Raw genomic sequence first — 12,812 nt, forward strand, 5'->3', positions numbered from 1 at the left:
GATTACAGCGTGCTCAGACGCTGCTTGGCCTTCTGTGCCGCCGGCGTGCCCGGGTAGAGCTTGATCAGCTGGCGCAGGGTAATGCGTGCCTGATCCTTCTGCTGCAGCGCGATCTGGTTGTCGGCCACCAGGCGCAGCGCATCGGCGGAGTGGGCATTCTTCGGGTACTGGCCGGCAAAACGGCGCAGGATGTCGATGGCGGCATCGTTCTGCTGCAGCATGGTGTGCGCCACGCCCAGCCAGTAGTTGGCCTCGATGCTTTGGCTGCTACCCGGATAGCTGTCCATCACGCCCTTGAGCTGACCCACGGCATTGCTGAAGTCGCGCTTGCGCAGGGTATCCAGCGCATGCGACAGCGCGGCATCCACCGGCGCCACTGCCGCCGCCGGGGCATCGCCCTGCGGTGCGCTGGCCGCTGCCTGCGGGTGCTCCAGCTTGCCCAGCCGCAGGTCCAGGTCGGCGTACAGGTCGTTCTGCCGCTTCTGGGTTTCCGCCAGTTGATGCTGCAGTACCTCATTCTGCCCGCGCAGGCTGGCCATCTCGGTCTGCATCTGGCCAACCTGGTTCACCAGATCCAGCAGACGCTGGTTGGCCAGCTTGGCTTCCACGTCGGACAGCCGCGCACTGGCCTGCTGCGCATTGCTGCTCATCTGGGTCTGCAGCTGCTGGCGGGTGGCTTCCAGATCGCTGGAAGTGGCACAGGCGCCCAGCAGCACGGGCAACAACAGCATCAACAATCGGTTTTGCATGGTGTGATCGCCAATCGCATCAAATAAAAATCCGGGACAGCGTGCCGCGATCCCGGATGGTGGTCAAGCTGGGCACGGACAAAACCTTGCTGGGCAGCAGGCCGGGCCACGCCGGCCCAGCGGTTTTGTGCGTGGCACTTACGGATAGACAAAGTCCGCGCGGCGGTTCTCGGCGTAATCCTGCTCGGTAGTACCCGTGGCGCGCGGTTTCTCCTTGCCCAGGCTCACGGCCTCGATCTGGTCGGACTTCACGCCCAGCACTTCCAGCGCCTGCTTCACGCTTTCGGAGCGGCGCTGGCCCAGCGCCAGGTTGTACTCGCGGCTGCCACGGGCATCGGTATTGCCCTGGATCAGCACATGAGTCTTGTACTTGCTCAGGTAGCCGGCATGCGCTTCCACGCTGGCGCGGTCGCCGTCGCGAATGCTGGACTGGTCGAAGTCGAAGTACACGCTCTTGCCCTTCACACCGGCAAAGGCGGCGGCCTCGGCGGCACGCGCATCCACTTCCGGCAGTTGCTGTGCCGGCTTGAGGTCCGCACTGTTGCCGGTGCTGCTGCCCGCCGTTACCGGTGCGCTGCTGGGGGCGGCGGCGCTGGCGGCTTTCGGCGTGCTGGCGCAGGCACTCAGCAACACCACACTGGCAGCGGCGACAAACGGAATAATCTTCATGCGCTTCTCCTTCTGTTTCGGTTCGGGTTGGACAGCGACGCTGGCGCAAAATATTTTGTGCAAAAATAAGACTGACGCCGCCTGATTAAGTTCTGATTACATTATTGACCGTTTTACGGATTGAACGGCCCCCAGGCGGCATTCTGCACTTCGCCCTGGATCACCCCCAGCCGCACCCGACCCGGATTTTGCAACGCGGCGGCAAACAGTACGCTGCGGCCGCCTTCGTCGCTGGCGTACAGCACCATCTTGCCGTTGGGGGCAAAACTCGGCGATTCGTCATAGGCGCTGCTGCTGAGCTGGCGGCTGTCGCCACTGGCCAGGTCATGCAGCATCACCTTGAAGCGCCCGCCTTCGCGCTGCACGTACACCAGCTGGCGGCCGTCCGGCGAGAACGACGGCGATACGTTGTAGCTGCCCTGGTAGGTCACGCGGCGCGCATTGCGGCTGCCATCCAGCTGCTGGATGTACAGCTGCGGGCCGCCGCTGCGGTCGGAGACGAAGGCGATGCTGCGGCCATCCGGGCTCCAGACCGGCTCGGTATCGATGGCATTGCTGTAGGAGAAGCGCTGCAGGCCGCTGCCGTCGGCATTGATCAGGTAGATCTGCGAGTTGCCGGATAGCGTCAGCACCACCGCCAGGCGGCGGCCATCCGGGCTCCAGGACGGCGCGGAATTGCTGCCCTTGAAGTTGGCCAGCAGGTGGCGCTGGCCGGTGGACAGGTCCTGGATGTAGACCACCGGTTTCTTGTTCTCGAACGACACATAGGCCAGTCGCGTGCCGTCCTTGCTCCAGGCCGGCGAGATGATGGGCTCGTTGGAGCGCAGCACGGTCTGCGCGCGGCGACCATCCACGTCGGCCACCTGCAGCCGCCATTCCTTGCCGGCTTTCAGCACGAAGGCGATGCGGCTGGCGAACAGGCTTTTCTCGCCCATCAGCGCCTCGTACACCATATCGGCCATGCGGTGCGCCACATCGCGCAGCTGCGATGGATGCACGTCGAACTCCATGGCCAGCTTCTGCTCGCGCGGGGCCAGCGCATCCACCCAGAAGGTCACCCGCATCATTTCGCCATCCAGCTTGCTTACCCGGCCATACACCATGGCGCGCGCGCCCTGCTGCTGCCAGTAGGACGGCTCCAGCGAGGCGCCGGCCGGCGCCGCCAGCAGGTTGAACATGCCGGTCATCGCCAGATCGCTCTTCACGGTGCCGGTTACCTGGTCCGGCAGCCATTCTTCGTTGGCCAGCGGCAGCACCGCCAGCGGGTAGCGGTTGGCACCGCCGCCGACGATATCCACCGTCAGGTCGGCACGGGCCAGCGGTGCGGCCAACAGCAGGCAGCACAGCAGCAACAGGCGGCGAACAACAACAAAGAAGTTATGCAAGGCTTACTCCTTGGGACGGAATTTCAGGGTGATGCGGCGGAAATCGGTGAATTCGGCCCCCTTGGGCAAGGGCGGGAAGCGGTGCGCCTCGCGCAGCGCCGCCAGCACCGCCTGATCGTAGGCGCCGTTGCCGCTGCTGTGCAGCAGATGCAGGCTATCGGGGCGAATCTCCATGGTAGGCAGTATCTCCACCACCACCACCGCTTGCGGGTTACCGACGATGCCGTCCGGCACCATCACGTAAGGACGGACGCGATTGCGCACCTCCTCGATGTATTGCGCACGCAGATCGGCCACACCGTTGGCACTGCCGCCCTGCACGCCCTGTTTGCTGCCGGCCTGCGTCACCTTGCCCTTGCCGGGGCCAGGCGGCAGGTTATCGAGCGCATCCAGCATATCGTCGGCTGCCGATACCGCCGGCTTGGTCTTGGCTGGCTTGGCAGCAGGTTTGGGGGCGGCAGGCCTGGGCTCGGCTGCCTTGACGGGCGGCACTACCGGCTTGATCTCTGCCCTGGGTTTTTCCACGCGGGGTTTTTCCGGCCTGGGTTTCTCCGGCGGCGGTGCCGGCTTGGGCTGCGGCTTGCCGCCCTTAAGGGTGACGTCGGCACTCTTGAGCGCCGGCGCCTGCACCTGCGGCGCGGGAGGCGGCGGAACTGGCGCCGGCTTGGGCACTGCCGCCGGCGGCGGTACAGGCTGTACCTTGGGTGTCGCCTTGAGCGGGCTGCCGCCACCGGCCCACAACTCCACCGCCAGCGGCGGCGGGGTATGCAGCACGGCCGGTGCTGCCGACCACCACAGCACCGCGAGCAACGCGGCGTGCAGCAGCAGCGACAGCAGCCAGGAGGCGACGCCGGGTTGGCGCGAGGTCAAGATCAGCTCCCCTGCTGGCGCACGGTCAGCGCCACGCGCTGGATGCCGGCCTCATGCAGGCGGTCGGCCACTGTGACCACGGCGCTGTATTTCAGGTCGCGGTGGGCGGTAACCACCACCGGCCGGTTGTCTTTCACCCGCGTCTGCACTTCGGCGATCAGCGCGTCCAGGTTCGCCACCTGGCTGCGCTTGCCGCCCTCGCCGACAAAGTAGCGGCCATCCGCCTCAATGCTGATTTCCAGCGGCGTGGCGTCCACCTGCGCGGCGTGGGTAACGCTGGGCACATCGATGACCCCGGGAGTGAACATCGGCGCGGTCACCATGAAGATCACCAGCAGCACCAGCATCACGTCGATGTAGGGCACCACATTCATCTGGTTCATCATGCGGCGGGGGCGGCGTTGCAACATGGAGCGGCTTTCTGGATGGCGAATGCCGGATGGTAGCATCCGGCAACAAAGCCATGGTTTCGGTAATGTTTGGTTTTATTAACGACCAGCCGGCTGCTTCAGGGTTCCCGCTAGCGGCGGCGCAGCAGGGTCATGCCGTCGCCCATCGGCAGGATGCACAGATCCACGCGCGCATCGTGCTTCAGCCCGGCATTGAAGGCGCGCAGTATTTCCACGCTGCGCGGGTCATCCGGCTGCGGATCCACCACGCGGCCGTTGAGCAGGATGTTGTCGATGGCGATCACCCCGCCCGGTCGCACCAGTTGCAGGCAGGCTTCGTAGTAGTCGGGGTAGGCAGGCTTGTCGGCGTCGATGAAGGCGAGGTCGAAACTGCCGGCGGCGCCGTCTTCCAGCAGCTGGTGCAAGGTCAGCAGGCCCGGCTGCAGGTACAGCTGGATGCGTTCGGCCACGCCGGCCCGCCGCCAGTAGTCCGCGGCAATGCTGGTGAACTCCACGCTCATGTCGCACGCCACCGTGCGCCCCTGCTCGCCCATGGCCAGCGCCACGGAGAGCGCGCTGTAGCCGGTAAAGGTGCCGATTTCCAGGTAGCGGCGCACGCCCAGGAGCTGCACCAGCCAGCCGAGGAACTGCCCCTGCTCCGGCGCGATCTGCATCTTGGCCATGCGGTGGCCGGCGGTGAATTCGCGCAACGCGCGCTGCACCGGGTGCTCGCTCACGCCGATGTCGAACAGGTACTCGGCCACCTGCGGGCCGAAAGTCATGGTGTGTCGTGTCATGCCGGGCTCGAAAAACAAAACGCCCTTGCGGGCGTCATGGTTGCGTACTTGGCGGAATTATTCCGGCTGGTACACGTAGGGCTTCTGCGGCACGCTCGATTCCTTCCAGCGCGCCAGGTCGTCCAGGTTCTGCGGACGGTCCCACCAGGTCAGGCGCAGCTCGCGGCGCTCGGTATCGACTTCCGGGTGCTTTTCCAGGTAGGTGTTGATGAACTGGGTGAATTCGGACTGGTACATCTGAGTACTCCCGGTAAAAGATGGCGGCGATTGTACTGTAAAAGCCGCCGTTCGGCAGCCATGTCGCTGCAGCGCTCAGCGCCGCCCGCTGCCCGGACGCAGTCGCTGCAGCCAGGCATCCCGCCCCTGCAGCGACTGCTGGCAGCGCTGGCGCTGCATGTCGGCACGCAGATAGCTCAGCGCGCTGACGGCAACACCCAGCAGCAGCCACAGCGCCAGCAGCCACTGCCGCGGCGAGTGGATATCCTGCCAGCCCAGCTGACGCTGCAGCTCCAGGCGCAACGCAAACGGCCCGCTGCGGATTTCCAGCCGCGCATGCAGCTGGTGGCTGCCGGCACCGTCCGGCGCCATCGCCGCGGCCAGCGGCAGCAGCGCCAGCTGCAGATGCTCGTCCGACGCGGCGGGCAGCAGGCTGTCCAGCGGCAGCCACACCGCCAGCACGCTGCCTTGCAGACCCGGCACCAGCAGCAGTTGCGTACGTTGATCCACCCAGGGCAGCACCAGGGTCTGCCCGGCGTTGAGCGAGGGCTGCAGATTGGCCAGCGTCAGCCTGCTCGCCAGTTCCAGATTGAGGTCGTCCCTAGCACCGGGGGTGGCGGGTACCACCTGCTGCACGCTCAGCAGATGGTTGGCCGCATCGATGTGCAGCCGCGCCACGCGCGGCAACTGCGGGAAATCGCTGCGCAGCTTGTCCAGGTAGTGGCCGGGGTCGTTGCCTACCTCCATCTGCTGCAGCATGTCGGTATCCTGCACCAGCTGCTGGGTGGTTTCCTGCAGCTGCAGCAGGTGAGTGCGCACCAGGCCGGCGGTCTGCTGCGCCTCCTCCTCCAGCTCGCTCTGCGCGCGGGCCTGTTCGTAGGCCAGCAGCCAGTTGCCGCCCAGCCAGGCCATGCCCAGCCAGAACACCAGCAGCGACAGCAGCAGCACCCGCTGCGGCCAACGGCTACGCAATAGCCTCACAACTGGAATTCCTGTTTCTGGTGCTGGGAGATCAGGCCGCGCCAGGCTTGCAGCAGTTTCTGGAACTTGTTGTTGGCCGGCTCCATCTCGCGCACTTTCTGCAGCAGCTGGTGCGCCTGGCGGATATGGGTTTCATTCCAGCCGTGGCGGTGGGTCTGCGCAATCACCGCATTGGCCAGGTTGAGCATCAGCTGCACGTTCTGCGGCATTTCTTCCAGCGCCTGGCGGAACAGCGCGATGGCGCGGTCGTGCTCGCCCATCTGTGCCATGTGCACCGCCTGGTTGTTGAGGTTGACGATGTCCTGCACGCTGCTGGCGATCAGCTGGCGGCCGGCATCGCCCTGCCCCACCTGGTCGAACATCGCCGACAGCTTCTGCAGCAGCGCCTGGTTGTCGTGGTGGTTGCGCACCATGTCGCGGGCGACGCGGTCGCCCAGCTCCTTCTGCCCCTGGGTGTAGCAGACGCGGGCGAATTCCATTTTCTCGTCATCGGACAGTTTTCCCAGCTGGCTCAGCCGTTCCGCCGCCGATTCCAGCAGCCGCGACGCCGCCTGCTTGTTGCCGGCGTTGCTCTGCAGCGTGCTGTCCACCACGTCCGCCATCCACTCGCCTTCGGCGTTGTACTTGTAGTCGCGGCGCAGCGAGGCCAGGGTGCGCGCCGCCTCGGCCTTCTCGCCGCAGGCCAGCTGGGTGCGCACCAGCGCGGCGTAATGCGCGGGGTTGCGGTGCCAGCTGGATTTGGCCAGGTTCAGCACCGTGTTGTAGGCACTGCGCGCCTGCAGCAGGTCGCCGTTTTCCTCCGCCACTTCGGCCAGCACCTGGTGGCGGTGCACCGTGGCTGGCGACAGCTCGGTGGCGCGCTTGAGAATGTCCTGCGCCCGCGTGAGGTCATGGTTGTCCTGGTACAGCCGGGCCAGCCAGTCATAGGCCTCCATCACCCGGTCGTTTTCCACGATCACCTGCTCGAACATGGCCAGCGCCGACTCCACCTGCTTCTGCCCGGCCAGCGCCTTGGCCATGCCCAGCTTGGCCCACACCAGCTCCTTCACCTGCAGCACCTGCTTGTACAGCGCCTGCGCGCTGTCGTAGTCGCCGATCTTCAGCGCCAGGCTGCCCTTGAGCTTCATGAAGTCGAGTGCGAATTCGCCGCGCTCGCCGATTTTCTTGTTGCAGGCCTCGATGGCGCCCAGGTAGTCGTGGCTCATCAGCGCATCGTCCACCACCTTGAACGCTTCGCGGCGGCGCATCGCCACCTCCAGCCGCCGCCCCAGCTCCACGCCGGTGAACGGTTTGAGCAGGTAGCCGTCCGGCGCCAGCTCGGCCGCCGAGATCACCTTGGCGGCGCGGCGCTCGCCGCTGACGATCATGAACACGCAGGACTGCTTGAGCAGATTGCGCGCACGCGCTTCCTCGTACAGGTACAGGCCGTCGTTGCCGGTGCCCAGGTCGTAGTCGCACAGCACTACGTCAAAGTCGTAGCGCATCAGCTTAACCAGCGCATCGCTGGCCTTGCCGGCGTACTCCACCTTCTCGCCACCGAAGGAGTTCAGCGTCATCGCCATGGCGCGCTGCATTTCCGGCACGCTGTCCACTACCAGGTACATCTTCTTGGCAAACGGGTTGCTGTACTCGGTGCGCGCGGTTTCGCGCCCGGCAATGGCGTGGAAGGTGGTGGACTGGCGAGGCTGCTGGCTCATGGCGCGTCTCAGGCTGTAAAGGTTGGCCGCATCAGGCCGGTGTCAGTTTATCGGCGGCATAGCGCAGATCCAGCCACTTGATGCCGTGCTCGGCAAAGTTGATCTGCAGCCGCACATCGTCGCCGCCGCCTTCGGCGCTGATCACCACGCCGGCGCCGAACTTGCTGTGGTTCAGCGCCTGGCCGATGCGCCAGCCGGCGATGCTGCTGCTGCGCACGAAGGCCGGTGCCGGCTCCTGCTGCCAGGCACTGCGTCGCGGCGCAGCTGCTTTTACCGTAGCAGACAAGTGTTGTAACAGTTCTGCTGGTATTTCGTCGACAAATCGTGAACGGATCGGGTAGCGGCTCTGGCCGTGCAGCATGCGGCTCTGTGCCGAGCTGAAGTACAGCCGCTTGCGCGCACGGGTGATCGCCACGTACATCAGCCGGCGCTCCTCCTGCAGGCTCTTGCTGTCGCTGAAGCTGTTCTCGTGCGGGAACAGCCCCTCTTCCAGCCCGGTGATGAATACCGCGTCGAACTCCAGGCCCTTGGCGGCGTGCACCGTCATCAGCTGCAGCGCGTCCTCACTGGCATCGGCCTGATGGTCGCCCGCCTCCAGGCTGGCCTGGGTGAGGAATTCCACCACCGCCAGCTCCGGCTCGTGCGGCATGAAGCCCAGCGCGGCGTTGATCAGTTCGTCCAGGTTGGCCAGCCGCTCCTCGCCTTCCTTGCGGTCGGCCTCGTACATGGCGCGCAGGCCGGAATCATCCACGACCAGGCTGATCTGCTCGGCCAGCGTCAGGTTCTCGCAGCGGGCGCGCAGCTGTTCCACCAGCAGCACGAACTCGGCCACCTTGCCGCCGGTGCGCCCGCCACCGGCGCCGCAGGCGGCCTGCCACATGCTGATGCCGCGCTCGCGGCTGGCGGTGTTCAGGTTCTCCACCGTGCGCGCGCCAATGCCGCGCGCCGGCACGTTGATCACCCGCAGCAGCGCGTTGTCGTCGTCCGGGTTCGTCACCAGCCGCAGGTAGGCCAGCGCGTGCTTGATCTCCTGGCGCTCGAAGAAGCGCAGGCCGCCGTAGATGCGGTAGGACACGCCGGCCTGTACCAGCACGTGTTCCAGAATGCGCGACTGCGCGTTGGAGCGGTACAGCACCGCCATGTCGGACAGGCTCCAGCCGTCGCGCGCCAGCGCCTTCACCTCGTCCACCACGAACTGCGCTTCCTCGCCGTCGCTGAAGCCCTCGAACACGCGAATCGGCTCGCCGGCGCCGGCATCGGTCCACAGCTGCTTGCCCAGGCGGCCGTCGTTGTTCTCGATCAGCGCGTTGGCCGCATCGAGGATGGTGCCGGCCGAGCGGTAGTTCTGCTCCAGGCGGATCGGTGCGCTGATGCCGTAATCGCGCAGCAGCGCATGCATATTGCCCACCTGGGCACCGCGGAAGGCGTAGATGGACTGGTCGTCGTCGCCCACCGCGAACAGCGCGTTGTCGCTGCCGGCCAGCAGCTTGAGCCAGGCGTACTGCAGCTGGTTGGTATCCTGGAATTCGTCCACCAGCACGTGGCGGAAGCGTTCGCGGTAGTGCGCGGCCAGTGCCTCGTTGCGCGACAGCAGCTCGTAGCAGCGCAGCAGCAGCTCGGCAAAATCCACCACGCCTTCACGGTTGCACTGCGCGTCGTAGCCGGCGTACAGCTCCACCAGCTTGGCCTCGTACGGGTTCATCGGCTTGGGAATGGCATGCGCGCGCACGCCGGCTTCCTTGTTGCCGTTGATGAACTGCTGCACGCTCTTGGGCGGGAATTTCTCGTCGGACACTTCCAGCGCCTTCAGCAGGCGCTTGATGGCGGACTGCTGCTCGCCGGCATCCAGAATCTGGAAAGTCTGCGGCAGGCCGGCGTCGCGGTAGTGGATGCGCAGCAGGCGGTTGCACAGGCCGTGGAAGGTGCCGATCCACATGGTCTTGACGTTCACCGGCACCATGGCGGACAGCCGCGTCTGCATCTCGCGCGCCGCCTTGTTGGTGAAGGTCACCGCCAGGATGCCGGACGGGTTGATCTGCCCGGTGGACAGCAGCCAGGCGATGCGGGTGGTGAGCACCCGCGTCTTGCCGCTGCCGGCGCCGGCCAGCACCAGCGCGCTCTTGGCGGGCCAGGTGACGGCGGAGAGTTGTTCGGGGTTGAGGCCGGCGAGCAGCTTGTCGTTCATGGGGCACAGGCGGGTAGAGAAGCAATCGCTGCATTCTACACCAGCGCTGTGCGCCCCCTGCGGCCAACCTTGGCCCGCTACTGGCTGCTGCGCTGGCTGGCCCAGTCGAAGGTGGCGGCGAAATCGCCGGCCAGGCTGCGCGACATGGTGGCCAGCATGTGGTTGCGGTCGCCAAAGCGCGGCACCTTGCCATCCGCCGCATAGCAGGTAGTGGCGTCACAGAAGCGGCCGATATCGTCCCACACCCGCACATTGCTGTGCCGGGCGGCTACCTGCTGCAGAATGGCCACGATATCGCGGCGCTGCGCATCCACCTCGGCCCGGCTGACATTGCAGGCCGCCGCTCCGCGCCGTACCAGGCACTCCGGCACCGGCAGGCGGAATTCCGGCTCCGGCGCCAGCAGCACCAGCTTCAGCTTCATCCGCTCCAGGTCGCCGGCCAGCTTGTCCAGCGCCGTCTGCATGACCTGCAGCGAATGCTGGCGATCCAGCGTGCCGCTGCCGGCCAGCATCGCGCCGGCGGCATCCACCCGGCCATCCGCGCTGACCGCCGCCAGCCCGGTAATCGCCAGGCTGCCCGGCACCGGCAGCGCGGTGTAGCCGTTCCAGCGCACATTCATCAGCACGCCGCTCAGGCCCTGGCCCGCCAGTTGCCCGGCTTCCTGCAGCACCGCGCGCGAGTGGTTCAGACACCAGCTGCGCACCTTGCCCTCGCCCACCGGCACCGCATCCGGCAGCGGCGGGCAGCCATGGTAGACACGGCGCAGCATGGCCACGCCACGAGCCTCGGCCAGCGCCTGGTACATCGGCCACGAGTGATCGCTGTGCGAATCGCCCCAGGCCAGCAGGCGCAGCGGCACGTTGGCCGCACCGCCGCGGCAACTGGCGGCAGGCGCCAGCGGCACGCCGTTCTTGGCCATGCCGCAGTTCGGCGGCAGCGACGGGCCATCGGCCTTCATGCGCATCAGTTCCTGCTGCCCCGGCCACGGGTGGCGCGCCGGCAGATACATGTCCACGGTGCCGCCCACCCAGACGGTAAGCGACATCGCCAGCCCGGCCCACAGCGTGGATTTGTCGGCCACGAACACGGCCAGCCGGCGCTGGCGCACCGGTTGCTCCAGCAGGCAGTAGGTCAGCCAGGCCAGCAGCAGCGACAAGCCGCCACCCAGCAGCAGGTCGCGCGTCAGATCGCGCTCGCCCACGCCATAGCTGCGGCCCAGCGCCAGCAGCGGCTGGTGCCACAGGTACCAGCTGTAGGACAGCAGCCCCAGCGCGGTCATCAGCCGCGCCGACAGCAAGCGGCTCACCAGGTTGTGCGGCGACAGCTCGCCGGCGGCGATCAGCAGCAGCGAGCCGGCCACCGGCAGCATGGCAGCCCAGCCGGGGAACACCATTCGGTGCTCGTCGAACAGCAGGATGGAGCCGAATGTGAGCACCGCCCCGGCCAGGCCCAGCAGCAGCGCCATGGCGCCTTCGCTGCGCCAGCGGGTGGCCGGCGCCAGCGCCAGCAGGCCACCGGCAGCGAACTCCCAGGCGCGGGTAGGCATCAGGTAGAACGCCATCGGCATGTTGTGCCACGACAGGTACAGGCACAGCAGGAAGGAAGACAGCAACACCAGCGCCAGCACGGCGCGCACCACGCGCAGGCTGCCGCGCCCCCAGCGCCAGGCCGCCAGCATCAGCAGCGGCCATACCAGGTAGTACTGCTCCTCCACTGCCAGCGACCAGGTGTGCAGCAGCGGCTTCAGGTCGGTGGCGGCATTGAAATAGTCGAAGGCGTGGTCGAGGAAGTGATGGTTGGCATACAGCGTCACCACCGCGCGCGCTTCGCGCCCCAGCGAATTGGCATCGTCCGGCAGCAACAGCACATAACCCGCCAGCAGCGTGCACAGTGTCACCAGCGCCAGCGCCGGCCCCAGCCGGCGGATGCGGCGGGAGAAGAAGGCAGCGAAGCGTACCTTGCCATGCTGCAACAGCTCCTGCTGCAGCAGGCCGCTGATCAGGTAGCCGGAAATCACGAAGAAAATGTCCACGCCGACGAAGCCACCGGCCAGGCCGGGCACGCCGATGTGGTAGGCGATCACCGCCAGTACGGCGATGGCGCGCAGGCCGTCGATGTCGGCGCGGTAAGCGGGAGAAGCGGATGGGCGGGGAAAAGCCAGCATGGTTTACCGGTTCGCAAGCACGCACGGCGACCATCGCCGCGCGCAAAGAGCCGGATTTTACACGTATTGCCGGGGCCTCGCGTCAGCCCGGCAATGGCGGCCTCACGCCAATAGCGCCAGCGCCGCTTCGCTGCCGATTACCTGCGCGTACTCGCCCTGCAGGTTCGCCAGCGCCATGGCATGCACTTGCTGCGCACTGCGCGGTACGCCGTCGAAATCGGTGCTGGCGTAAGCGTAGCAAGCGTCCGCCACCACCAGGGTATCGAAGCCAAGGTTGCCGGCGGTACGGGCGCTGGCCTCCACCGAGTTATTGGTGCTGACCCCGGTGATGACGATGCGCTGGATGCCACGCACGCGCAGCCAGCGTTCCAGCTGGCTGTGGATGAAAACGTCCGGCACGTTTTTTTCCTGTACATGCTCGCCAGGCAGCGGCTGCAATTCCGGCTGGAACTCGGCACCGTCCTGCCCCGGCCAGAATGGCGAACCGGGTGTCAGCGACATGTGCCGCACATGCACTACCGGCTGCCCGGCCGCGCGCCATGCGCCCAACAGGCGCAGGATGGTGGCCTCGGCATGCGGGTTGTTGCGCGACTCGGCCGGCATGCGGCTCATGCCTTGCTGCATGTCGATGATGATGAGGGCGACCGGTGGCGGGGAAACGGGGGCGATCATGGCGTGCTCCATGCTGGACAGGCGCCCATGCTAGCAC

Annotated in this window: 12 protein-coding genes; all 12 read right to left on the reverse strand. The window is 66.5% G+C overall.

Annotation, left to right across the window (positions count from 1 at the left end; translation table 11 throughout):
- Positions 1-2: 2 nt before the first annotated feature.
- Positions 3-731: a YbgF trimerization domain-containing protein gene (locus tag PSELUDRAFT_RS04010; protein ID WP_231895299.1), complete on the reverse strand. Its 729-nt coding sequence runs from the start codon at positions 729-731 to the stop codon at positions 3-5.
- Between the two features lie 156 nt (positions 732-887).
- Positions 888-1,418: an OmpA family protein gene (locus tag PSELUDRAFT_RS04015; protein WP_088965618.1), complete on the reverse strand. Its 531-nt coding sequence runs from the start codon at positions 1,416-1,418 to the stop codon at positions 888-890.
- A gap of 113 nt (positions 1,419-1,531) precedes the next feature.
- Complete coding sequence (gene tolB, locus PSELUDRAFT_RS04020; RefSeq protein ID WP_197693932.1) at positions 1,532-2,803, reverse strand: Tol-Pal system beta propeller repeat protein TolB; 1,272 nt, start codon at positions 2,801-2,803, stop codon at positions 1,532-1,534.
- A 3-nt stretch (positions 2,804-2,806) separates the two neighbouring features.
- Entirely contained in the window at positions 2,807-3,673 is an 867-nt protein-coding gene (locus PSELUDRAFT_RS04025) for an energy transducer TonB (protein WP_088965619.1), read from the reverse strand.
- A gap of 2 nt (positions 3,674-3,675) precedes the next feature.
- Positions 3,676-4,083 (reverse strand): ExbD/TolR family protein, encoded by a 408-nt coding sequence (locus PSELUDRAFT_RS04030; RefSeq protein ID WP_088965620.1) that lies wholly within the window; start codon positions 4,081-4,083, stop codon positions 3,676-3,678.
- A gap of 110 nt (positions 4,084-4,193) precedes the next feature.
- Positions 4,194-4,859 carry a class I SAM-dependent methyltransferase gene (locus PSELUDRAFT_RS04035; RefSeq protein WP_088968376.1) on the reverse strand — a complete coding sequence of 222 codons (666 nt, stop codon included), beginning with the start codon at positions 4,857-4,859 and terminating at the stop codon, positions 4,194-4,196.
- A gap of 57 nt (positions 4,860-4,916) precedes the next feature.
- Positions 4,917-5,096, reverse strand: coding sequence for a DUF3460 family protein (locus PSELUDRAFT_RS04040; protein ID WP_088965621.1), 180 nt, complete (start codon positions 5,094-5,096; stop codon positions 4,917-4,919).
- Between the two features lie 75 nt (positions 5,097-5,171).
- Positions 5,172-6,056 carry a hypothetical protein gene (locus tag PSELUDRAFT_RS04045; RefSeq protein ID WP_157725011.1) on the reverse strand — a complete coding sequence of 295 codons (885 nt, stop codon included), beginning with the start codon at positions 6,054-6,056 and terminating at the stop codon, positions 5,172-5,174.
- Entirely contained in the window at positions 6,053-7,753 is a 1,701-nt protein-coding gene (locus PSELUDRAFT_RS04050) for a tetratricopeptide repeat protein (RefSeq protein WP_088965623.1), read from the reverse strand. Before PSELUDRAFT_RS04050 ends, PSELUDRAFT_RS04045 begins: the two co-directional genes overlap by 4 nt.
- Positions 7,754-7,784: 31 nt before the next feature.
- A complete protein-coding gene (locus PSELUDRAFT_RS04055) occupies positions 7,785-9,938 on the reverse strand; it encodes a UvrD-helicase domain-containing protein (protein WP_088965624.1) in 2,154 nt (717 codons plus the stop codon).
- Between the two features lie 77 nt (positions 9,939-10,015).
- The gene (locus PSELUDRAFT_RS04060) at positions 10,016-12,103 is read right to left on the reverse strand and encodes an acyltransferase family protein (protein WP_088965625.1); all 2,088 of its coding nucleotides are present in this window, start codon (positions 12,101-12,103) and stop codon (positions 10,016-10,018) included.
- 102 nt (positions 12,104-12,205) lie between these two features.
- The gene (locus PSELUDRAFT_RS04065) at positions 12,206-12,775 is read right to left on the reverse strand and encodes a cysteine hydrolase family protein (protein WP_088965626.1); all 570 of its coding nucleotides are present in this window, start codon (positions 12,773-12,775) and stop codon (positions 12,206-12,208) included.
- Positions 12,776-12,812: the final 37 nt, after the last annotated feature.

Source organism: Vogesella sp. LIG4 (genome assembly GCF_900090205.1).
Lineage (GTDB): Bacteria > Pseudomonadota > Gammaproteobacteria > Burkholderiales > Chromobacteriaceae > Vogesella.

Excerpts from the sequence above, each read along its gene's own strand:
- PSELUDRAFT_RS04040 (WP_088965621.1), bottom strand. The coding sequence starts at position 5,096 with ATGTACCAGTCCGAATTCACCCAGTTCATCAACACCTACCTGGAAAAG.
- PSELUDRAFT_RS04065 (WP_088965626.1), bottom strand. The coding sequence starts at position 12,775 with ATGATCGCCCCCGTTTCCCCGCCACCGGTCGCCCTCATCATCATCGAC.
- PSELUDRAFT_RS04015 (WP_088965618.1), bottom strand. The coding sequence starts at position 1,418 with ATGAAGATTATTCCGTTTGTCGCCGCTGCCAGTGTGGTGTTGCTGAGT.
- PSELUDRAFT_RS04030 (WP_088965620.1), bottom strand. The coding sequence starts at position 4,083 with ATGTTGCAACGCCGCCCCCGCCGCATGATGAACCAGATGAATGTGGTG.
- PSELUDRAFT_RS04035 (WP_088968376.1), bottom strand. The coding sequence starts at position 4,859 with ATGACACGACACACCATGACTTTCGGCCCGCAGGTGGCCGAGTACCTG.
- PSELUDRAFT_RS04010 (WP_231895299.1), bottom strand. The coding sequence starts at position 731 with ATGCTGTTGTTGCCCGTGCTGCTGGGCGCCTGTGCCACTTCCAGCGAT.
- PSELUDRAFT_RS04050 (WP_088965623.1), bottom strand. The coding sequence starts at position 7,753 with ATGAGCCAGCAGCCTCGCCAGTCCACCACCTTCCACGCCATTGCCGGG.
- PSELUDRAFT_RS04060 (WP_088965625.1), bottom strand. The coding sequence starts at position 12,103 with ATGCTGGCTTTTCCCCGCCCATCCGCTTCTCCCGCTTACCGCGCCGAC.
- PSELUDRAFT_RS04055 (WP_088965624.1), bottom strand. The coding sequence starts at position 9,938 with ATGAACGACAAGCTGCTCGCCGGCCTCAACCCCGAACAACTCTCCGCC.